Source organism: Bacteroides faecalis, assembly GCF_003865075.1.
GTDB lineage: Bacteria > Bacteroidota > Bacteroidia > Bacteroidales > Bacteroidaceae > Bacteroides > Bacteroides faecalis.
The window spans coordinates 20,398-43,906 of sequence record NZ_BHWB01000004.1 but is presented as its reverse complement, the minus strand read 5'-3'; the positions used below and the strand labels follow the sequence as shown (position 1 = coordinate 43,906).

Annotated in this window: 13 protein-coding genes and 3 pseudogenes; 3 read left to right on the top strand and 13 right to left on the bottom strand. The window is 38.1% G+C overall.

Annotation, left to right across the window (positions count from 1 at the left end):
• Nucleotides 1-9: 9 nt before the first annotated feature.
• From carB to EJF25_RS08055, 3 genes are all read right to left on the bottom strand, one after another.
• Nucleotides 10-3,231: a carbamoyl-phosphate synthase (glutamine-hydrolyzing) large subunit gene (carB, locus tag EJF25_RS08070; RefSeq protein WP_125040828.1), complete on the bottom strand. Its 3,222-nt coding sequence runs from the start codon at nt 3,229-3,231 to the stop codon at nt 10-12.
• A 336-nt stretch (nt 3,232-3,567) separates the two neighbouring features.
• Entirely contained in the window at nt 3,568-4,770 is a 1,203-nt protein-coding gene (locus tag EJF25_RS08060; RefSeq protein WP_125040826.1) for a DUF4934 domain-containing protein, read from the bottom strand.
• 55 nt (nt 4,771-4,825) lie between these two features.
• Nucleotides 4,826-5,554 carry a 6-bladed beta-propeller gene (locus tag EJF25_RS08055; RefSeq protein ID WP_125040825.1) on the bottom strand — a complete coding sequence of 243 codons (729 nt, stop codon included), beginning with the start codon at nt 5,552-5,554 and terminating at the stop codon, nt 4,826-4,828.
• A gap of 399 nt (nt 5,555-5,953) precedes the next feature.
• On the opposite strand from EJF25_RS08055, the gene EJF25_RS08050 reads away from it, so the two are divergent.
• The 3 genes from EJF25_RS08050 (at nt 5,954) to trpS (ending at nt 11,695) form a co-directional block, all read left to right on the top strand.
• Nucleotides 5,954-7,237 (top strand): 3-keto-disaccharide hydrolase, encoded by a 1,284-nt coding sequence (locus tag EJF25_RS08050; protein ID WP_125040824.1) that lies wholly within the window; start codon nt 5,954-5,956, stop codon nt 7,235-7,237.
• Between the two features lie 1,009 nt (nt 7,238-8,246).
• A complete protein-coding gene (locus EJF25_RS08045; RefSeq protein ID WP_125040823.1) occupies nt 8,247-10,430 on the top strand; it encodes a glycosyl hydrolase in 2,184 nt (727 codons plus the stop codon).
• A 167-nt stretch (nt 10,431-10,597) separates the two neighbouring features.
• Nucleotides 10,598-11,695 (top strand): tryptophan--tRNA ligase, encoded by a 1,098-nt coding sequence (gene trpS, locus EJF25_RS08040; protein WP_125040822.1) that lies wholly within the window; start codon nt 10,598-10,600, stop codon nt 11,693-11,695.
• A 91-nt stretch (nt 11,696-11,786) separates the two neighbouring features.
• On the opposite strand, the pseudogene EJF25_RS08035 reads toward trpS, so the two are convergent.
• From EJF25_RS08035 to EJF25_RS07990, 10 genes and pseudogenes are all read right to left on the bottom strand, one after another.
• Nucleotides 11,787-12,878: pseudogene (locus EJF25_RS08035) on the bottom strand (DUF2339 domain-containing protein); the annotation flags it as partial.
• A pseudogene (locus EJF25_RS25550) lies at nt 12,833-13,039 on the bottom strand (hypothetical protein). The pseudogenes EJF25_RS08035 and EJF25_RS25550, both read right to left, overlap by 46 nt.
• A gap of 12 nt (nt 13,040-13,051) precedes the next feature.
• Nucleotides 13,052-14,338 (bottom strand): IS1380-like element ISBf12 family transposase, encoded by a 1,287-nt coding sequence (locus EJF25_RS08025; RefSeq protein ID WP_009040242.1) that lies wholly within the window; start codon nt 14,336-14,338, stop codon nt 13,052-13,054.
• 135 nt (nt 14,339-14,473) lie between these two features.
• Nucleotides 14,474-15,693 (bottom strand): annotated as a pseudogene (locus tag EJF25_RS08020) (DUF2339 domain-containing protein); the annotation flags it as partial.
• Between the two features lie 197 nt (nt 15,694-15,890).
• On the bottom strand, nt 15,891-17,078 hold the full coding sequence (locus EJF25_RS08015) for an OmpA family protein (protein WP_025076165.1): 1,188 nt from the start codon (nt 17,076-17,078) through the stop codon (nt 15,891-15,893).
• Nucleotides 17,079-17,181: 103 nt separating this feature from the next.
• The gene (gene mutL, locus EJF25_RS08010; RefSeq protein WP_125040820.1) at nt 17,182-19,083 is read right to left on the bottom strand and encodes a DNA mismatch repair endonuclease MutL; all 1,902 of its coding nucleotides are present in this window, start codon (nt 19,081-19,083) and stop codon (nt 17,182-17,184) included.
• A gap of 88 nt (nt 19,084-19,171) precedes the next feature.
• Nucleotides 19,172-19,474, bottom strand: a complete 303-nt coding sequence (locus EJF25_RS08005) for a hypothetical protein (protein ID WP_025076167.1) — start codon at nt 19,472-19,474, stop codon at nt 19,172-19,174.
• A gap of 1 nt (nt 19,475) precedes the next feature.
• A complete protein-coding gene (locus EJF25_RS08000) occupies nt 19,476-21,206 on the bottom strand; it encodes an OstA-like protein (protein ID WP_125040819.1) in 1,731 nt (576 codons plus the stop codon).
• A gap of 21 nt (nt 21,207-21,227) precedes the next feature.
• Complete coding sequence (locus tag EJF25_RS07995) at nt 21,228-22,610, bottom strand: peptidylprolyl isomerase (RefSeq protein WP_125040818.1); 1,383 nt, start codon at nt 22,608-22,610, stop codon at nt 21,228-21,230.
• Between the two features lie 9 nt (nt 22,611-22,619).
• A complete protein-coding gene (locus EJF25_RS07990; protein ID WP_125040817.1) occupies nt 22,620-23,465 on the bottom strand; it encodes a peptidyl-prolyl cis-trans isomerase in 846 nt (281 codons plus the stop codon).
• Nucleotides 23,466-23,509 lie beyond the last annotated feature (44 nt).

Here is a 23,509-nt window from a genome sequence, read left to right as displayed (position 1 = left end):
TAACAGACTTTATTTATATTCTTGCCAGCTCTTTATCTGGATATCGCTCAACTTCAATTCACAGAATGCTTCGATAAAAGCACTTGCCAAACGAGCATTGGTAATCAAAGGAATGTTATGATCGATAGCGCCACGACGGATACGATACCCATTCGTTAATTCGCGCTTACTGTGATTCTTCGGGATATTGACTATCAAGTCGAACTTATGATCTGCAATCATCTTCATTACATTATCTTCAGCACCTGTTTTCTCATCCGGCCAATAAACCGGAGTAGCCTCAACACCATGAGCATTCAAGAATGCAGCAGTTCCGGAAGTTGCATAAATCTGATAACCTTTAGCAAACAACATACGGCTTGCATCCAATAAATCAACTTTCGATTTCATTGCACCCGAAGAGAACATTACTGCTTTTTCAGGAATCTTGAATCCGGTAGCAATCATTGAATTAAGTAATGCTTCAGAGAAGTCATCACCAATACAACCAACCTCTCCTGTAGATGACATATCTACGCCTAATACGGGGTCAGCCTTGTGCAAACGTGAGAAAGAGAATTGAGAAGCTTTTACACCAATCCAGTCAATATCAAAAGCTGATTTATCAGGACGAGTATAAGGTGCATCCAGCATGATACGGGTAGCTGTTTCAATAAAGTTACGTTTCAGTACTTTAGATACAAACGGGAAGCTACGAGAAGCACGCAAGTTACATTCAATAACCTTTACTTCGTTATTACGAGCCAGGAACTGAATATTGAACGGCCCGGAAATATTTAACTCTTTTGCAATCTGACGGCTGATCTTCTTGATACGACGTGCAGTTGCAAAGTAAATCTTCTGAGCCGGGAATACTAATGTTGCATCACCAGAGTGTACTCCGGCAAATTCTACATGTTCAGAGATCGCATATTCTACCACTTCACCGTTTTGAGCGACAGCATCAAATTCGATTTCTTTTGTATTTTCAAGGAACTGAGAAACAACAACCGGATATTCTTTAGAAACTTCAGCAGCCATCTTCAGGAAGTTTTCCAATTCTTCATCATCGTAGCAAACATTCATTGCAGCTCCCGAAAGAACGTAAGAAGGACGAACCAATACCGGATAGCCAACTTTATCAACGAAGCCTTTCACATCTTGAAGGCTGGTCAATTCCTGCCAAGCCGGCTGGTCGATGCCAAGTTGGTCAAGCATAGCAGAGAACTTGTTACGGTTTTCTGCACGATCGATAGATACCGGAGAAGTTCCTAATACCGGAACAGATTGGCGATAAAGTTTCATTGCCAGGTTGTTGGGGATCTGTCCACCTACAGATACGATCACACCGCGCGGTTGTTCCAAGTCGATCACGTCGAGCACACGTTCGAATGAAAGTTCGTCAAAGTACAGACGGTCGCACATATCATAGTCAGTAGATACTGTTTCAGGATTGTAGTTGATCATGATAGACTTATAGCCCAATTTGCGAGCAGTCTGTACAGCATTCACAGAACACCAGTCAAATTCTACCGAGCTACCAATACGATAAGCACCTGAACCTAAAACAACTACTGATTTTTCATTTTTGTAATAATTCACATCATAACCTTCTACTGCATAAGTCATATACAGATAGTTAGTCAGTTCGGGATGTTCGGAAGCAACCGTATTGATGCGTTTCACAGCCGGAAGAATGCCCAATGCTTTACGATGTGCACGCACTGCCAGGTTTTCTTTTTCCATATTACCTACCGGATTCAATACGAAACGTGCAATCTGGAAATCAGAGAAACCTAAAACCTTAGCTTCGCGCATCACATCAGCCGAAATATCTTCTACCTTATTATAAGTAGAAAGCTTTGCTTTGTAATCAACAATATTTTTCAGTTTGCCAAGGAACCAAGGATCGATCTTTGTCAGTTCGTGGATACGTTCGATAGTATATCCTTCTTCCAAAGCCTGTGCGATAGCAAAAACACGCAAGTCTGTCGGACGAGAAAGTTCGCGATCAAGATCATCAAAATGCAAGTCGTCGTTACCAACAAAGCCATGCATTCCCTGGCCGATCATACGAAGTCCCTTCTGGATAATTTCTTCAAAAGAATGCCCAATAGCCATGATCTCACCTACCGACTTCATACTCGAACCAATTTCACGAGATACGCCGGCAAACTTCGTCAAATCCCAACGAGGAATCTTACAGATATAGTAATCAAGCTGCGGAGCCACATAAGCTGAGTTTGGAGTACCCATTTCACCGATCTGATCAAGTGTATAACCTAAAGCAACCTTTGCAGCAACAAATGCCAACGGATATCCGGTAGCTTTAGAAGCCAAAGCAGAAGAACGGCTCAAACGGGCATTTACTTCGATCACACGATAATCATCTGTCTCAGAATTGAATGCGTACTGGATGTTACATTCACCGACAATACCTAAGTGACGAATACATTTTGTAGAAAGTTCCTTAAGCAAAGCCAATTCCTTATCGTCCAACGAACAAGTAGGAGCTACAACGATTGACTCACCTGTATGTATACCCAGCGGGTCAAAGTTTTCCATGCTGGCTACAGTGAAGCAATGATCGTTAGCATCACGAATCACTTCAAATTCGATTTCTTTCCAACCTTTCAAAGATTCTTCTACCAGGATTTGCTTAGAGAAAGTAAACGAACTTTCAGCTAATTTCAAGAATTCCTCTTCGTTAGCACAGATACCGCTGCCAAGACCTCCCAATGCATAAGCCGAACGCACCATGACAGGATAACCAATTCTGCGAGCAGCAGCAATAGCATCTTCCATGTTTTCTACAGCCTGGCTCACCGGAGTCTTCATATCAATCTCGTTCAGTTTCTTAACGAACAAATCGCGGTCTTCAGTATACATGATTGCTTCCACTGAAGTTCCCAATACTTTCACGCCATATTTATCAAGAATACCTTGCGTGTACAGTTCTGCGCCACAGTTCAAAGCTGTCTGTCCACCAAAAGCCAGCAAAATGCCGTCCGGACGTTCTTTCTTGATAATCTCCTCTACAAAATAAGTAGTAACGGGAAGGAAATACACTTTATCAGCAATTCCTTCGGAAGTCTGAATAGTTGCGATGTTCGGGTTTACCAGTACCGAGCTGATACCTTCTTCTTTCAAAGCTTTCAGTGCTTGTGAGCCTGAGTAGTCGAATTCTCCGGCTTGTCCGATCTTGAGTGCTCCAGAACCCAAAACGAGGACTTTCTTGATTTCCTTTTCCATTTCTTTTGTTGTTATAATAAGTTGTTATTTCTAAGTTCGTTCATAAAAAAAATGCGTTACCCTCAAAAAAGGATTAACGCATTACCAAAGAACTAAAATATCGTTTTTGGAATAAAGAGAAGAAGCTGACCGATTCCGGATGAAATGCATCCGAATGGAGATAATACTTACTTCTAATTTCCTGTTGATTCATTTTGTCTTCAAAATTTGTGCAAAGTAACGACATATTTTGGACATAGCAAAAAGAAATATTTATTTTTTTATAAATTCTTTCTATCAACAGTTCGTTAAACTTTAATTTAATGAGGAACACTTTTATTTCCTATTTCAATCCGTCTAGTATATCAAGCTCCCTTTATCAAAATGCTCTTTAAGCTTTCCTATAAACATAATATTGTTTCCGTTTTCATCAATGGAATTCTTTAATTCTTCCAATACTTTACGATCTTTATCCGAACAATCGGAACCAGAAAGCCGCTCATCAATCAATTCCAATAGTTTATACGGCTCAAACATTTGATAATACCATCCGTTTTTTATAGAAGTTGCCAATTGGGCAACAGGAAGATTACCTGCAAAGTCATTCTTTACATCCAGATAATAAGATTGCTTTTCTTGCTTATTCACCATAATGGTATTTGTTGGAGGAGTCCAATCCGTACCGGGAAAAACAAATACTAAAAAACAGAAAGGAGTCTCATTATAAAGACAAAAAGTATTTTGATGATTCTTCAATGTAAAGCTTGGATATGTTTCATGAGTATCCGGTTTAAAAGCATAAAGTGTATCAAAAGCTGATACCTGATAAGTTAGATATGGCATATTATTCCAACTCCATAACTCATTATTAAAACCGATAGTACTTCCTTTATGATCCTCACCGGCAAGCATCATTGTTTGAACCGGAGGAACAGGAACCACACTACTGTCTTTCTCTACTCGTAAATACTGAAATCCGGTTACTCCGGTGAAGACCAAATGAGTGGTTGTGAATGAACCGTCTTTTTCATACCGCATTCCGGGTTTATTCAATCTAAAACCTTCACCCAGTCGTCGAACGAAGTTACCTTTTATATCATATTCCTGAAGGGGACCACTCATGTCCCCCAAACATATTCTATTATTTTTTTCATTCAGTGCAGCGTCATAGACATATTTATATTCTCCTGGTCCTTGTCCAATGCGTCCAATACATCCCAAAAACTGACCTTGGTGATCAAACAACTTAAAAGGAGATGCCTCATCGGATATTCCGATATAATTATCGGAAATATAGGTTCTCCATCCTCTAACTAAAGCCGAATCCGAATCTTCAAGATGAACAATCTTAAAATCTGTAATCCAGTCACTCAGTTTTGTTTGGGCAACATCCCGATTGATTAACGAAGCATCACAAATATACAAAGTATCACTTTTTGAGATCTCGTAAGACAAAGAGTGATCTTCCGGTAAAGAACGGCAAGCATTTATTAAAAAAACAAGAATAATACCTCCTACTATAATAGCTGCATTTTTCATCTTTGTTATCTTATTCACCATTGTTTCTATTTCTTTAAATCAGTTATTCATCACAATCTCTTGAGTTTCACAATCATCAAGGCTGTTTCTTTCGCTTCATCCAAATTCTGAAAGAAACGATCCGCTCTCTGCTTATCGTCAATCCTTCACTACAGCGGAATAGAGGACGAGGCCAACTTTCATGATAAGTATGAGAATTCATAGTACGAATATGCGGCTCCACATTCTTTATACCACCAATCATTCGCCCCTTCTTATTTATAAAATCCAGTTCATATTCATTATACCCAGCATTATATTCAGCTCTGGCAAATAAACTGTCATTGACAGTTAAAAAGTAAAAACCATAAAAGCTATTGTCATCTATTTTCGCCCGAATACAATCCAATTCTTTTCCTTTGAAATCATAAACCTTTATTTGATTAGGTTTAGTTGTATATATGTAAAATCTAGAATTTTCAACATCCATATCAAAAGATCCACAAGATGACAATGGTACTTTATAAACCAATTCACCCGAACTATTGAAAGCAAATAAATCAGTATAATCCTGCACCAAAATCAAGCTATCCGAATATTGAACATTCAGAATATCACGAAATTCCTTATACTTCAATTTTACATAAAACACACTATCTGCAATATTGCTTAGTTTAAGTGTATCCGTCGATTCGGGATAATCCGGCCGTAAAACAACCGTAGTATCTACACTTTCTTCTGTAAATATCTCAATCGTTTTTTCTCTTCGAAATTGGCAACATGCCAACAGCAAAGAAAAGAGAATAACAACTATCTTGTTTTTCATAATATCTTACCCGTAAGCTTAATTAATGATTTAACGCGAAGTGTACCTTACTACACATTGTTTTCTTTTACATTAGAAGAGGTAAAACTTCTAATGTCTTCTCAATACAAATATAATTAAAAACCAATATTAGCAAAATTCTACAAGATTTACAAGAAGTTTCCAATTAAAGTTCTTAAAATAGCAGATTATGAACTCTATAGGATGTGTGTTAATTTGCCCATAACTCAAATCAGCACACAATAAAATCAACAATTGTTTGGCAACTGCATATTCCTTCAAATAAACCAAATTCGCATTATTTTTATTTCCTCTGACGAGAAATTAAAGAATCATCATATATCTTTGGAAATAAAAACTAACTTTGTCCCAATATTAACCCAATCTTATTCTAAAACCATGAAAGTAGTAATAACTAAAGCAACTACAGGACTACTCGCGACATGCGCGATTACATTGGCTTTGTTTAGCTCTTGCGAAACAAAACAGAACGTACTAACCCCCGAAGAAATAGCCGATGGCTGGCAACTTCTTTTCGACGGGAAGACTCTCAACGGCTGGAAAGATTACAATGGAACAACTCTGACTCAACCTTGGCACGTAGTGGATGGATGCATTCAAGCGAAAGGTGATGGTAGTGATGCCAGCGGATATATCGTAACGGATAAACAATATGAGAATTTTGAACTTTCCTGGGATTGGAAACTCTCAAAAGGTGGAAACAGTGGAATGTTATATCATGTAGTAGAACGTCCGCAATTTGCCGTACCCTATGTTACAGGTCCGGAGTATCAACTGATCGACGAACCAAACTTCCCGGAACCACTCGAAGAATGGCAAAAGTTAGGTGTAGACTATGCAATGCATCTGCCTGACCAATCCAAAATGAAAGTCAATCCACAAGGAGAATGGAACAATTCAAAAATCGTATTCGACAACGGTCATGTGGAACATTGGCTAAACGGAGAAAAAATATTGGAATTTGAAGCTTGGACAGACGATTGGTATGCAAAGAAAAATAGTGGAAAATGGGCTAACGCTCCAGAATATGGCTTGGCTAAAAAAGGGGTACTTTGCTTACAAGACCATGGTTATCCCGCCTCTTTCCGCAATCTCAAGATCAAAGAACTTCCCCGGAAATCGAAAGAAGTTGATTTATTCAACGGTACTGATCTGAAAGGTTGGGAAGCATACGGAACGGAACTTTGGTATGTAAAAGATGGTTTGTTGGTTTGCGAAAGCGGTCCGAACAAACAATACGGATACCTGGCTACACGTGATTACTATGATGATTTTGATTTGACAGTGGAATTCAAACAGGAAGCAGATGGTAACTCAGGTGTATTTATCCGGTCTTTCATTGAAGAAGGTGTGAAAGTAAACGGATGGCAGGTTGAAGTAGCTCCGAAAGGTCATGATACAGGGGGGATTTATGAGTCGTATGGGCGCGGTTGGCTAGTACAAATTCCGGATGAAAAGGAAAATATTCTGAAAGAAGGTGACTGGAATACTATGCGTATTAAAGTACAAGGTAACAATGTACAAACTTGGTTAAATGATCAGGAAATGGTCAATATCGACGACGAAAAGATTGGTGCCGGACAAGGGCGTATCGCTTTACAGATACATGATGGCGGTGGTATCAAGGTTCTTTGGAGAAATCTAAAATTAAAGACTTTATAAAAAACACCCTTCCTCCTTTCTCTGTTGAAACAGGCAAGGAAGAGAATGAAATAGCTCTTGAACAGGACATCTCAGTTCAAGAGCTATTTTTTATTCGAGACTAATCTATTTACCCTTTTTACACAAGAGTTCAAAGAGTCTTTTCCAAAACATTTATGATACCAAACAAGTACTTTAAACATACTACTGCTATATGACTATATCTTATTTACTTTAAATTATCGAATTTAATAGTCTTCCAAGAAACAAACAGCACATCACAATCTATGAAAAAAGGCTGTAATAACAGTATTCAAACCGTTTATTTAGTTATTCTACACACTGCATTAATGTCTTTTTTCACCGTTGATAGATCGTTTCACGTACATAGACCCATCGGTTCACGTACGTGATCTATTCGGTTCATGTACGTAGTCCAAACGTTTCACGTACATGAAACAAAAGTATATACCCAACAAAATATACTAATAAAACCTTGTCTACATATTAAGTCTACTTACGTTTCTACTATTGCACGCGATATTTTGAGGTAAAACCTATCAAATCACCAACAAACAAGTGACATCATAAGAGTAAAATTGGGTTTTCAACGAGAACCAAACGTGGTAATTCGCGTCAGAATACAAATTGATGGCAGATAATGTTATTTTTAACATTTGGATACACAGTTACTTATTATGATTTTATTCACTGTAAATCAATGTCTTAAATAAGGCATAGAAAATAAAAGAGTGATAATAGTTTTCTTAAATAGTCCTATTATCACCGACTATTATCACCACTAAACATCATATTATAAGGATCTTATCTTTAAAAAGTGACAAATGACAATAGAAAGCACGAATAAAATCTCATAGAAAAGAAAACCCAGAATTTAAGGTGTAACTAAGTATCCAATAATACAAGAAAATTATATTCTTTATTCATTTATTTAAAATTATCTCTATTATTTACAATGATTAATCACTAAAAAAGAATACTTTTGTTATTCAATACAAATTACATTATAATGAAACACCTACTTCGCATATCTTTATTCACCGCCTTCCTATTATTAGGTAGTTGTCCTATCCATCCGGTTAAAGCACAAATCACTGCAAATGAGTTCAAAAATCCTCCTATCAATTATCGTCCCATACCTCTTTGGTTCTGGAATAACAGTACTATTGAAGAAAATGAACTGCAAATACAATTTCAGCAGATGATAACAAAAGACGGATATGGAGGTTGTGCTATTCTTCCGTTTGGAAACGGATTCCGACCTCAATATCTTTCGGATGAATATTTCACACTTTACGGAAAAGCGATAAAAGAAGCTGAGAAAGTAAAGGCACAGTTATCTCTTTATGATGAATACGGCTTTCCCAGTGGAAGCATGGGAGCAATTAATGGAGACGATACTCCACGTTTTATGAATAAATATCCGGAGGCTACCATCAAAAGACTGGATAAAGTAGAATACTCCGTATCTCCAGGAGAGCGTTTCAGTCAGCAGATTCCGCAAGGCAAGTTAATGGCAGTAATGGCAATGGATACTGTCACTTTCAAACGAATATCGCTAAGAAAGCAAATTCAAAATGGAAAAGTAAATTGGACTGTTCCGCAAGGAGCATGGAAAGTATTCTTTTTTGTCTGTGTAAAGGACGGTGATCCTAATGTGGATTACTTATCGCCGGAGGCAGTAAAATTGTTCATAAGTGAAACACATGAAACTTATTATAAACATTTTCCTGACGCTTTTGGCAAAACCATCACAACTACCTTCTTTGACGAACCTACCATGTACAGGGCAGGAGGAAGAATATGGACGAATGACTATAACGACAAATTTATCAAACGATATGGATTCTCACCTGAATTGTTATATCCGGCACTGTGGTACAATATAGGTGAAGAGACTCCTGCTGCACGTAATTACTTATTCGGATTTCGTTCACAACTATATGCGGAAGGTTTTATGAAAACTATCCAAGAGTGGTCCGAAGAGCATGGTATCCAATCTACGGGACATCAAGATCAGGAAGAGATTCTTAATCCTGTAAGTGTCTCAGGAGATTTGATGTTGTGTGGTAAATATATGGGTATCCCGGGGATAGATAAAATAGGAGGTGGACGACCTACGGAACAATTCTATAAAGTAGTGTCTTCCTCAGCTCAGAACTGGGATAAAGCATTCGTCATGTCCGAAACGTATGGGGCGATGGGTAATATATCTGTAGAAACACTCTACCGGATTGCAATGGAGCAGTATACAAAAGGAATCAATCACTTGATTCCTCATGCTGTATGGTATAATGATCAGTCTGTGACGTTCTTACCCGAACTGTCTTATCGTAATCCTCTTTATAATAAAGAACTACCGGCTTTCAATCTGTTCCTCTCACGTTTAAATTATGTTTTGGCCAGATCCGGCAGGCATATAGCTGATATTGCAATGATCTACCCGATTGAATCTTTACGATCAGAACACTATCTGGATGGTGCTAAAGGACATTATGAAGGAGGAGTAGAAATACCGAATGTAGATTATACACATATATCTACCATATTGACAGATAGTTTAGGTAAAGATTTCACTTATTTGCATCCGGAAGTTATCAACAACAAATGCCGGATAAAAGACAGTAAGTTAGTTCTCAATAATAAAATCAATAACGAAAAATATAGCATACTGATTGTCCCCAGCATGAAAACAATATCAGTAGCCAATTTAAAGATAATAGAAAAGTTTTATAATGCCGGTGGATGCATATTATTTACAACTCAACTACCGGAACAATCCGTAGAGTTCGGTCAAAACGAGAGAGTTAAAAATACAATTAACCGCATATTACATAACCCAAAAGGAAGAGGAAAAGCTTTCTTTATCCAAAGCCCTTCATCGGAAACCGTAAAAAGAATACTGGATTTATGCAATGTTACTTTCGACGTAGACTTCGTAAACCAGCAACCATTGAACTATATACATAAAATTTATGACAACCGTTCAGTATATTACTTTGCCAATTTAAGTAAATCTCCACGTAATTCGAAAATAGTACTTAAAGGGAAAATACATCCGGTCCTATTCAATCCACACACAGGGGAGACGAGTGAAATACCTTTCACTCACCAGACAAAAAATGAAACGGAAGTTACTGTATTGACATTATCACTGGATGGAAACTCGTCTGCATTCCTGATAGAACAATGAAGAAACAGAAAACTCATCTATCAATCGTTTTTCAACTAAATATTCATTTTGATGCAAACAAAAGATAAACAACAAAATGCGTAATAGTGGCAACTAAGAAAACTCATTTTATTTGTATCTTCTGTGGTTTCTAACTATCTTTGCGTCTCCATATTAAATATATAGCAATGAGCAAAGAAAAGATTATATTGACGGGTGACCGTCCTACCGGAAGACTCCACATAGGACATTATGTTGGTTCACTGAAACGCAGAGTTGAACTACAAGATGCAGGCGATTACAGCAAAATGTTTGTATTCATCGCCGATGCACAAGCATTGACCGACAATATAGACAATCCCGAAAAGGTGCGCCAGAATGTGATTGAAGTCGCTCTTGACTATCTTGCTTGCGGACTGGACCCTACTAAAGCTACTATCTTTATACAATCTCAAATACCGGAACTGTGTGAACTCAGTTTCTACTTTATGGACCTCGTTACTGTATCACGCTTACAACGTAACCCGACTGTAAAGACTGAGATTCAGATGCGTAACTTCGAGACTAGTATACCGGTAGGTTTCTTCACTTACCCTATCAGTCAGGCGGCTGATATCACAGCTTTTCGTGCAACAACTGTTCCTGTAGGCGAAGATCAGGAACCAATGCTTGAACAGGCTCGTGAGATTGTGCGTCGTTTCAATTATATTTATGGCGAAACTCTTGTAGAACCGGAAATTCTATTGCCGGACAATGCAGCTTGTCTGCGTCTGCCGGGAACTGATGGTAAAGCGAAAATGAGCAAATCTTTAGGTAACTGCATCTATCTGTCGGAAAGTGCAGATGAGATCCAAAAGAAAATCATGAGTATGTATACCGATCCGGGACACCTCCGCGTACAGGACCCGGGAAAGATTGAAGGTAATACAGTATTTACTTACTTAGACGCTTTCTGCCGTCCAGAACATTTTGAACTTTATTTACCGGATTATCCGAATTTGGCTGAACTGAAAGCTCATTACCAACGTGGTGGACTAGGTGATGTGAAAGTAAAACGTTTCCTGAATGCTATTATGCAGGAAATGCTTGAACCGATTCGTAATCGCCGCAAAGAGTTCAGTAAAGATATTCCAGCTGTTTATGAAATGTTGAAGAATGGTTGTGATGTAGCAAGAGCTGCCGCTGCAGATACGTTATCGGATGTAAAGAAAGCAATGAAGATTAATTATTTTGACGATGCGGAATTGATTGCAGAACAAGTAAAACGCTTCGCTGGTCAGGAATAAAAAGTTTGTAAAGAGTAAATAAAATAAGAAAGGTATACTTTCATTAAAACTGCCCCTAAAAGTCGAAATCAACTTTGGGGGCAGTTTACTTTTAAGGAACATTTTCATCATTCTTAAAAAGCACATCTTTTAATTTCTGGTAAAGGAAGGATAGTACCAACAATATTAGTCCGAGAATAATAAATACTATAATCTTACCTATTGTAGGCATTGCCCACAAATCAATAAAGACAAGTTTAAATAAGACTATTCCAAAAGTAGCAAGACTTATCATTCGCAATACTTTTTGGTGGAAACGCATACCAAGTCCCATCTGAACAAATCCGGCAATACTTAAAGATAATGAGAATCCGGCACTAAATTCTTCAATTTCGATTTGCCAAAGGAAGGAACGTACAATTGTCACCCAGAGAAGTGTAGCAAGTATATTTAAATAGATCGTAAAGCCAACCTTTAACTCAGCGACAGTTGCATAATAATGTCGTACAACATAACTAAGGTTAGCAATGACAAATAACACTGTACACCATCGCAACAAAGAAGGGCATAAAGTCATATTCTGCCACTGTTCGCACCAAATATTTAGTATATATACAAATACGTTTATTCCTATAGCCGATATATAAAGAAACATATTCCTTTTCATAGGGAATCGTTTTCTGAAAGCATAACAAAGAAGTCCAATTACTACTGAAGTAAACAGTAACATAGCACCGCTTCTCGTGGTTCCATCAAAATACAAGTAAAACTCTTCCATGAAGGTATAGTATAGGATGGCTACGGACAAAAGAAACATCATAGCATTCCAGGGAGTATAGTTTAAAAGACGGGCTTTAGAGAAAAAGTCCCGATATTGCTCCATTAACAATGCAAACGTACCCATTGCCAGTCCAACAAATATAGATGTAGCGAAAGTACTATTCAAGAAAATTATTCCGATGGGATCATCTATCGGCGCTTTAAATACATCCACTAAAAAAGAGATCAGAGTAAGGCATACAAGTATAAAAGTTCCACGCTCATATACCCTGATTTTCGATTTGGTGTACAACCAAAGTAACAGTACCATTTCGGAAGCCCAACATAGCGTGATAAGGTTTCCATCTAACTGAAGGGGCACAGTAATAGATACAAAGGTCAGAACAAGTCCCAACATGGTATAAAAAAGGTATCGAGAATCTTTTTCCTCAAATCCGCAACTAAGCCCTTGAACGTCCTTATTGCGTTTACACGTCCTCTCATTACTGAATTTGCAGATAATTTGAACTTGAAGCACCCACTTCTGCCTACAATATCCCCTTACCCCACAATGTGACTTGAGGCAATACACAATATCATTCCCATAAGTTGTAGGCATTATCCAAAATCAGTCTGGAAAACATCTGCGTAAGCATTATTACAGGTATAGATGTTCAGCACATACCGCCTTGATGTCCTGATCCACTTGGCTGGTACAGAGATAAACCTGAAGACAAACGCTTTTATGCGACTTGTTGCATTGAGCCCGAACTTCTTTACGTCAAGTCTTTGAATAATGGCCTTGTAAAAGTTACGGATAAGTGCTGTAAGAAGAAGGAACACTGTGTTCTCTGCCATGAAGGATTTGGGCAATCTGTCCCACCCGAAACCATTGTTCATATCATCGAAGATACGTTCCTTTCCTCCACGAAGGTTATAGAACTCGACAATTTCTCTTACGGAAGAATCATAGTCGTTAGTCAGGATACAACGGTATGTGTATTCTCCTTCCCAAAAATCCTGCACACCATCCATCCGTTTCTGTCTTTGAATCACAAGTCGATATGCCTTACCTTTCCACTTCTCAACAAGGATAGAGTTCAATTCAAACTCAATGCCATTGATTTCCTCAGTTTTCCAGCCTTTGAGAGCAAAGGTGTCATTGTAGATCGAACTGCAGCGGTTAGCACGGATATAGAAGGACTTGCAGTGTTTTTCTATTTCCTCCACGATTTCCTCGGAACATGATCCACAATCAGCTCTGAAGCGATTGATAGTGAGCCCATTCTGTTCAAATCTCGCAAAGAACCTCTTCAGCGTGTCCTTCTGATGGAAACGAACATTTGTGTTACCATCGCTATTCTCTATACCGACTATCAAATCGCCAATAACCGCCACGCCAGGGCGATAACCAAGGAACTTCTTGTATGTAGGCTTTGCATCATACTTCTCTGTCTCTATGAACTGATGGTCGAAATCAACATCATACATCTCACCCTCTTTCAGTTGGCCAGATGCAAATATACAATTGAGCAATAAAGTATTGAGAGTGTCAGCCGTATTGAAATCGTAGGTCTTGCCCATATCTGATGTGTATGAAATGTTTTCTTGCGTCAACTCCTTTATCGCCCTGAGGATAGTATCAGAGCTACAAGTGCGAAGTGTCGGATGAAGCGAGAGGTGGTTCATCAAATGAGTAGTGACATCCTCAATACATGAACCGCTACAGAAGTAGATACTCATGAGAGAACGGATGATTTCGCTGTACTGATAACCGAACGATCTACACCTTAGACCGAGGGTTGAGTCGATTACAGATGATAATGTGGAGTCAAATTGCTCCATGATTGAAAATAATCCCCCAAAAGGAGTGAGTCTCTCAGATTTAATTTGTATCTTCGCCATGTCTATCGTCGGATTCTCTTGTTTTTTTTGCAACACTAAGATAAGTGAAAATTCTGACATGGCAAAATCCTGAGCAACTTTTTGTTGCTCAGGTACTTAAAAAGTTTAATTTATAATAGTGTTGCGGAATTAAGGTTTTTTACTTTTCCACAACCAAATAACTAAAACCAAATTGACGATAGCAATGAATAAGCTTAGCAGGCCTTCTGACTTGAAAGGCAGTTCCATATGCTGCAAAAGCAAAATTCCTAAAAGTAGATAAACGAAATTATTCGTTATAACAGCAAATATCAAAACCTTACTCATCTTCTTGGTTTCCACTTGAAGTATTGACAGGATGGGTAATAGAAATATAAAATAGAATAGGGTGGCAAACAGAAACAAATGCCCGGATACTACAGTAGAATTATAATCATAACCTGTCAAAAGGTATATTCCCATCACCAAATAGGTAAAGACAAAGGAGACGACCGGAAGTTCCCCCCATTTTTATATACGGAAAGCCAGAACATTCCTAAATTCAGAATACTCAAATACGTAAACAACACCATATAACTGCCTTCCCCGCTACTTACGATAAAAGGTGCTAAGAAGCCTCCGACAAGTGAAATGATAGCCAATTCACGCCGGTCGTATATGGTGGACAGAACAGACATAAAAACTGTAACTCCAACTAAAATAATAAATGCTAACGTCTGAGAGAAAAGGTGGTAATAATGGAACGCAATAGCTACCGTAAGATAGAAGACTGCGAATGCACCTCCTGCAAGCAACGAACTAAATGTACGGTATTTCTTTTGTAAACGTGCGGCGACTGCTAACAATGCAGCACCTGTTAAGAAGCCGAGAATAGTACGGAAAATCTCATTTATCCAATTTTTATCAATCGCATACTTCACAAAAAAGCCAACACCTATCACAAAGATAAGTATACCTATTTTTCCAAAAAGATTCTCGCCAATAAACTTCTCATAATTGACATTCTTACGTTTGGGTGCAATTGGCAAGACTTCTTCCACAATCTTACGCTTGACATCTTCCTGAACCACTTCCTGTTCTTCTTCAACCGATTCTTCGATTAATATTTCTTCTCTTAACGGCTCTTCCACTGCTAATAGCTCTTCTTGCACTCCAGGGGGAATCGGTACATTTTCTACTGCCTTCATTGAAGAATGCTCTTGTACTTTTTCTTCCTTAACGGTTACCTTCTGCTGAGTTTTAAGATATGTATCCATGCGTTTCTTAATCTCATCCAGTTCTTTTTCTACTTTCCCAAAACGGTTATCAAGCTTACGCAATATAACAATAAACAAAATTATAGCAAGTAGTGGGCATATTGAACCAAAATCTTCCATAGTATCTTATATTTGAGTTAGATAAAACAAATATAAAAATATTAAATGAGAAAGTATTATGCCAGGACTACAATTTAAAAAAAAGACCTAAATTAGCCAACAACTATATACCATAGATACATAAATAAATAGCCCCATTTGCAATTTAACGCAAACGGGGCCAATTTAACGACTACAATATTTTAATTAATTCAATATCAATTGCTAGATTCTACCAATACTACACGATTCAAAATCGGCTGACCAAACTTATCAACACCACCACCAGCAGCGATAGACAATCTATCGGCAGAAATACCATATTTTTTAACTAACAGATCTTTAACAGCTTGCGCACGTTCCAAGCTCAATTTTTGATTGATAGATGGGGTACCTGTTGCAGAGTCTGCATATCCATTAATTGTATATTTAGCATTCGGGAATTCTTTCATCTTGCTAACAAGATATGACAAGTTCATTTCTTCTTGTGGAGACAACTTGTATGAACCGATCGTAAAGAATACAGTACGAGGAGCAATATTTGCATCAGTTACAACAACCTCTTCAGTTTCTTCTACTTCAACCGGTCGCTGTGCATTAGCCAACTGTTGTTGCAAATCCATGTTAGCAGCTGCCATTGCATTCATCTGATTGCGCATCTGTTGCAGTTCGATCTCAGAGATAATCTGAGGAACAGGGCGTTGGAATCCACGATTCGGGAAATAATAAGTTAAACCAAGAGTAGCACCAAGCATGCCATCATAATCACGTTTTCCTCCGTGTTCTCCGTCAAACTTACCTTCCATACCTGTAGCACTTAATTCCAGATTCAAATCAAGAGCATTCGACAAACGGAAACGGTTGATAATACCAGCATTGAAAGTTGCAGCATGTACATGAGGTCTTGAGTATGAATGAGTGAAACCAGCACCGATATAAGGTATGATTTCATACACACGATTAGGATTGTAACCACCGAACAAAGCATTCAGATTAAATAAGATATCACCATGCAAATTCATGTAGTCCCATCTTTGTTTATACGATCCGTCCTCTCTAGGACCACCGACTACATACTCTGCAGTCTCGCTAGTAGTAAACCCTTTTGCCTGCAATCCACTGTATTGCATACGTAATCCCAAGCCTGGAGTAAACCATTTACCAAGTGAAACATTTAATGTAGGAGCAACACGGTCCCTGAATTTACCAATATGATCATTATTACCAAACAGAACCTGGGCACCACCTCCCACAGAAAAGAACCAGTTACTCCAAAACGGGTTCGTTAATACTTGATATTTATCTTGTACCTGAATTACTTCGTATTCAGTTACGGTCATAGTCTGCTGCGCAGAAGCGACAGACGCAACGCCGGCAAAAGCCAGCAACATCAGAATCTTTTTCATATACCTTAATAGTTAAGTGGTTATTATATTCTTTTCTTTGTTGAACTATTTAAATAACACGAACAGAACTAAAAGGTTTTAAGAAAAGATGATTTTATTTGTTTTATTTGAATAATCTTTCGATATCTTCCTCCTTAATGGTTGTCAAAACAGTTTTCCCATCAGGAGTATAATTCGGTGAAGGACAGGCGAAAAGGCTGTCTACCAGGCTTATCATTTCATCATTACTCAGCACCTGGCCATAAACAATGGCTGCAGCACGAGCTAATGTTAAAGCTAAAATGTTTTGGATTTCTTCTTTGACATCACTCCCTTTTTCCATAGCTGTATGTAGCATATTACGCACCAATTCTACCGGATTTAGCCCTTCAATACCTGCAGGAATGCCATTAATTGCATAACTTCCTCCTCCCAAATTGCTCAAATCAAACCCTACAGCCGATAAGTCATCCATGATACTTTGTAATACAGCAGACTCCGAAGCAGGCAATTGCAATATCTCAGGGAAAAGCACTCCTTGAGAGACTCCTTGTTTTTGACGGATCTGTACCAAATAACGATCAAATAGTACACGAATATGTGCCCGATGTTGATCGATCAACATTAATCCCGATTTCACTGAAGTCAGAATAAACCGTCCTTTGAACTGCAAATGTAGATTTCCTTTCTCTATCACAGACTCATCAGCATACAATGCGGATGAAACAACAGATACAGTTGAAGTGGTATTTTCCTCAGCATTCATTAGGGGTTCTGTAGAAGATGGTTCTTCCCAATCCATTTCTGGTTCCGGCTGAGGTTCATTCATCTTGCTAGCCTTTGTCAAACCGCTATACAATCCTTCCCACTCTACCTTTGGACGACTATATGATCCGCCATTACTACTTCCAATCGAAGTTTTGAACGGATTGTAATCTGAATCATAACGTACTTTAGGAGGTGCAGGAGGCAAATTCTGTTCGAACGCGGGAATTTCAGGCATATCTTCCGTATCAAAATCAATAGAAGGAATAGCACTGAACTTTCCTAACGACTCTTTAACTGCCGCCGAAAGGATTTGCCAAATGGCCTGTTCATTCTCAAATTTAATTTCAGTCTTAGTCGGATGGATATTCACATCAATATTAGCCGGATCTACTTCAAAGTATATAAAATAAGAGACTTGTTCACTGGCTGGAATCAATTGTTCATAAGCCTCCATCACCGCCTTATGGAAATAAGGGTGACGCATATAACGTCCATTAACAAAGAAATATTGATGTGCCCCTTTCTTACGGGCTGTTTCTGGTTTAGCAACATACCCTGTTATCTTTGCCATGGTAGTATTCACCTCTACATTTAGCAATTGCTGATTAAGCTTTTTGCCAAAAACAGCCATAATACGTTGCCGTAAAGGAGATACAGGCAAATTGAATAATTCAGAATCATTACTATATAATGAGAAAGCAACTTCGGGATGTACCAAAGCGATTCGTTCAAACTCCGCCAGAATATTACTTAACTCTGTAGAATTAGCTTTTAGGAATTTACGTCGCGCAGGAATATTAAAAAAGAGGTTTTTTACTGAAAAGTTACTTCCTTTGGAGCAAGAAATGACTTCCTGACTCTCAATTTTAGAGCCAGCAATAACCAGTTTAGTACCCAACTCTTCCGATTCAAGACGTGTTTTCAATTCGATTTGAGCCACAGCTGCAATGGAAGCCAGTGCCTCCCCACGAAATCCCATTGTACGTAAAGCAAATAAATCAGACGCTTCCCGTATTTTAGAGGTTGCATGACGTTCAAAAGCAAGTCGCGCATCTGTTTCTGACATACCTTTCCCGTCATCAATAATCTGAATTGAAGTCTTACCTGCATCCATTACCAACACGTGTATATTTTGCGCATCTGCATCAATTGCATTTTCTACCAACTCCTTGATAACAGACGCCGGACGCTGTATTACTTCACCAGCAGCAATCTGATTAGCCACTGAATCAGGCAACAAATGTATTATATCGCTCATACTTGTTATTTAATAGGTATATAGTAAAAATGAAGAATGTCATACAACCATAATGTAAACCTCAATTCTTCATTCTTAATTCTTCATATTAAAACGACCAACTTCCCGTATGTAAATAATGCCAAACAAATAATAGGAAAGCTATAATTAGCAATATGATTCCAAAAGAGACAGGTTTGCGACCACTAGCTTTTTTTCGTCTCAGGTGCGTAGTTCCCTCTACAAACTTTCCACGAATGTCTTCCGGATTAAACTCTTTTTCAGGAAGCATTCCCAATTCACGCTTTGCCTTCTCTTCCATCTTGGCAAGTTTCTCTTTCCGCTCATCAACATAGATATATTGATGATTGAATCTACGAGGTTTTCTCATTGAGTTGAAAAACATTCCCATATTACTTCATATTAATTAAGTTTCGTTTATCTGTTTTCGGTCTCCTGTCAGTAGTCGGTTTCAACGACTCTCCTGCTCTCTTACTTCTCCAATCAAATATATCTTCTTTACTCAACGGGCGAATATAATCGAACCAGGCAAATGTAGGCAGACGTAATTTATCGGGTGGTATCTGATCCATTGGATACATAGTTCCATTCGACTTTCCATCAAATTTACCTTTCTCCATCTTCTTTTCTTTCAAAAAAAGATGAAGCAAACTTCCTTCCGAAGTGTTAAATCCAGTCATTGTACTGTCTTTCTCTTCCGGATAAAATGCTGTCTGAACATTACCAATCACTTCAATATGACGCATATCACCATCAATAAAGTATGCCTTCATTTCTTTCCCGGCTACTTGATTATAATGAATAGAGTCTTTCATTTCTACTGTCAATGTCTGATTGATAATATGCACCCAATCGATGGTACTATCATTCATATAGATTTTAATCTCTTCACCAAGCAATTGTTGTCCCTCATTCCAAAGAATCGGATCACGATACATGGTCAAACACGAATCTTTCGAATTATATACTAATGAGTCACAAACACCTTGCACATCTACACGATACATACGCACTTTATGATAGGCTTTCATTAACCGATATAAGGAATCCGTATTCAAATTGTAAGATACGACCTGCAATGTATCTCCATGTAAAAACAAACTATCTCCTTGAGAATAATCGATTGCAACGGCACGTTTAGTAGCAAAAGCTGAGTCTGTCAGTTCATTATAAAAACAATAATCTCCTGTCAGTATATTCTTATTAATGCTGTCAGTCATCCGAACATTATCAAATGCTTCACCGTAACCTGCTTTTCTGTCATAAAACAGACTGTCACCAATTAATTTCTTACCTTGATTTGTCAATATGGAACGGTCCAGTAACTCTGCCTGTTCACTCAATGTATTATAGAAACCTCGTTCTGAGTAAATATGATTATCATCACTTACGATATTAGACGGACCGAGTATATTTGCCACTTTAGAGAAAGTATTGTAACGCAATGTATCAGATGTCAATACAAATTTAGGATTCACCAATTTTACGTCATGGTTGAATACCGATTGCTTGGTAGCCGGACTATACTCTCCCCAATCTGAAGTCAGCACATTTTCTTCATCCATCAATGTTCCACCTTCAAAATAGTATCCAAGATCATAAAGACGGTCATAGTTCAAACTGTCAGTCAGCAGAGTTGTATTTCGATTCACCATCTTCACATTCTCACGAAGCTGGGCTATTTGCGTTTGTCCATCATAATAAAGATAGTCTCCATCAATAAATAAAGTATCACCCTGCCGCATCTTCACATTGCCAAATGCTTCAAAAGAATTAGTCTTTTCAAAAAGTAATGCACTGTCACAATCCATATACATACTGTCGTGACGAAACCTCACATGACCAATCAAGATCTGCATATCGGGATGAATCAGCTTGTCAGCCTGTGCTTCATCACTATGTAACAGATAGACTTTTGTTTTCTTTCTCTGCTTTTGCTGATCCGCAGTTTGAGCTACTTTAGACGTATCTTTATCCACCTTCATTGTGGAATCTACAGAATTTAATCTCGGCTCGGTAGGTCTTACCTGAGCCACAAGACAACAACCAAACAGGCATAGAAAGCCTATAAAGAGCCATCTATGCCTGTTTGGTTGTTGTTTTTTCTTATTTTGTTTCAGCATATAAAATAAAGCTGTTAAACATCAATCCTTTTTAATCCAACCCGGATATTTAAAGTCACACTTCTGCCAGTTTTCGTTGATACGTACATAAGTATGTCTTTGTTTCTCCAAAATCCACTTATGCAATACTTCATCCCGACGTTTTGCCATCACAATGTCTTTCAAATCCTGATAGTCGTCTGCAATAGTTGCTTTATGGCCATTGATCTTAGCTTTCAGCTTTACAATGGCACAAACTTCCCGGCCATCTTTCTCATTGATCATAGGAAATGCCCTGGAAACTTCACCGACATTCATTTTATCCACTACTTTAGCAACGTCCTGAGGAAGATCCTGCATTTCGAATTTAGAAGTAGTCACACCAGTATTCTCATTGATATTGACCATAATTCCATGATTGTTACGCGTATCTTTATCATGCGAGATAACAGCTGCCGCGTCATCAAATGAGAATTTATTACTACGAATTTGATCAGCTACTGAGTCCAGACGCGCACAAGTTGCTGCCAACTCCTCGTCTGACACTTTTGGTTTCAATAAGATATGACGAGTTTTGATACGGTCACCACGTTTTTCAATCAACTGAATAATGTGATAACCAAACTCTGTTTCCACAATCTTGGAAACTTTCTTTGGGTCTTGCAAACTAAATGCCACATTCGCATAAGCCGGATCTAACATACCACGTCCCATAAACTCCATCTCACCTCCTCTATATGCAGTTGCTCTATCTTCAGAATACAAACGGGCTAAAGTAGAAAAATCAATATCTCCTTTCGTCACACGGTCCGTATACTCACGCAATGTTTTCTTTACCTCCTCTATTTCAGATATAGGAATTTTTGGCTGAAGAGTAATAATTTGCACTTCTACCTGAGTTGGAATATAAGGAATACTATCCTGAGGAAGATCTTTGAAATAACGACGTACTTCCGAAGGAGTTACTTTGATTTCTCCAACTAACTTCTGCTGCATCTTTTGTACTGTTATTCCATCTCGTGCATTATCACGCAACGCTTCGCGGATCTGAGTTGATGTCTTATTGAAATACTCTTCCATCTTCTCTCTGGAACCGATTTCCTGAATATACATATTTGTCAGCATATCTACCCGTTGAATAATTTCTGACTCAGCAACATCAATACTATCCAACTTTGCCTGATGTAGGAATAATTTCTGTACAGCAATTTCTTCAGGAATTATACAATAAGGATCACCATCAAATCTGCGTTGTTTATACAGGGCCTCTAAACGGGCCTCTTCTACATCTGATTTCAAAATAGCTTCGTCACCAACGACCCAAACTACTTCATCAATCACATTGTCTTGTGCATACGTTTCCATATTAGCAATCATTGCCAAGACAAGAATAACAACAAATCTAAAGTTTATAAACTTCTTCATTCTTTGTATTTAATAATTATATATAATCTTCTTTTTATCTACTGCCCGTTGATACAGGTCGCTCTTTACTTGTTCCATAAAGCTCACACTTCTCTGATTGACCAATAGATCTTTTACTTCTGCACGAGCAAACTCAAACGGTTTTTCATCTCCTACTCCCCGATAATCAGTTATGTTCAGAAAATAGTAAAATGCTGTATCTTTTAGTTCCACCTGACGGTGTTGGTTCACATATTCTTCCGGTGATTCTATATCAAGCGGTATCATATCCAATATATCGGTCACAGGCACCCATTTATCATAGAAATACTTATATTTTACAGCATTCTGAAAACTATACTTCTCCAAGTTGTCTATCATATCCTGCTGTTCTGACTTATACCAGCGGCGCACATTATTCAATTGCGGAGCAGTCAGCGGAACTTTGATAAATAAACCTTTGATCAACGGATGCTCTAGTTTGAACAAGTCCTTATTTTCTTGATAATAAACAGCAACCTCTTGTTCCGGAATATCGTTAGTCAGCTTCTGATTGATCAACTCCTGTTGATAAGTATGCATAATCAAAGCTTTCCGATAATTTTCTACTAACTTATCTACCTCTACATTATCTGGAATATTATTCTCAGCTTTTTCATATAGCAAAATATCTTCTACCCAACTACGAATATAATGCTCAACAAAAAGAGTACTGTCGTCTTTTGATAATCCAACCGGAAGCACAGACATCAAATCTTCTTTATATAAAAAGTTACCATCCACCTCTACTAAAGGTGTCTTGCCTTTATGGTCGTGTATTTCTTTACACGCTCCACAGCAATAAAGGGTAACCAGTAAGAGGATTATTATTCGCATTGCCAATTGAAATCTACTTATTTGAGGTACGAAGATAGTGAATA

Coding starts and splice junctions, on each gene's coding strand:
- EJF25_RS07990 (WP_125040817.1), bottom strand. CDS start 23,465: ATGCGAATAATAATCCTCTTACTGGTTACCCTTTATTGCTGTGGAGCG.
- EJF25_RS08045 (WP_125040823.1), top strand. CDS start 8,247: ATGAAACACCTACTTCGCATATCTTTATTCACCGCCTTCCTATTATTA.
- EJF25_RS08025 (WP_009040242.1), bottom strand. CDS start 14,338: ATGGCGAAGATACAAATTAAATCTGAGAGACTCACTCCTTTTGGGGGA.
- carB (WP_125040828.1), bottom strand. CDS start 3,231: ATGGAAAAGGAAATCAAGAAAGTCCTCGTTTTGGGTTCTGGAGCACTC.
- trpS (WP_125040822.1), top strand. CDS start 10,598: ATGAGCAAAGAAAAGATTATATTGACGGGTGACCGTCCTACCGGAAGA.
- EJF25_RS08050 (WP_125040824.1), top strand. CDS start 5,954: ATGAAAGTAGTAATAACTAAAGCAACTACAGGACTACTCGCGACATGC.
- EJF25_RS07995 (WP_125040818.1), bottom strand. CDS start 22,610: ATGAAGAAGTTTATAAACTTTAGATTTGTTGTTATTCTTGTCTTGGCA.
- EJF25_RS08015 (WP_025076165.1), bottom strand. CDS start 17,078: ATGAAAAAGATTCTGATGTTGCTGGCTTTTGCCGGCGTTGCGTCTGTC.
- EJF25_RS08000 (WP_125040819.1), bottom strand. CDS start 21,206: ATGCTGAAACAAAATAAGAAAAAACAACAACCAAACAGGCATAGATGG.
- EJF25_RS08055 (WP_125040825.1), bottom strand. CDS start 5,554: ATGAAAAACAAGATAGTTGTTATTCTCTTTTCTTTGCTGTTGGCATGT.
- EJF25_RS08060 (WP_125040826.1), bottom strand. CDS start 4,770: ATGGTGAATAAGATAACAAAGATGAAAAATGCAGCTATTATAGTAGGA.
- mutL (WP_125040820.1), bottom strand. CDS start 19,083: ATGAGCGATATAATACATTTGTTGCCTGATTCAGTGGCTAATCAGATT.
- EJF25_RS08005 (WP_025076167.1), bottom strand. CDS start 19,474: ATGGGAATGTTTTTCAACTCAATGAGAAAACCTCGTAGATTCAATCAT.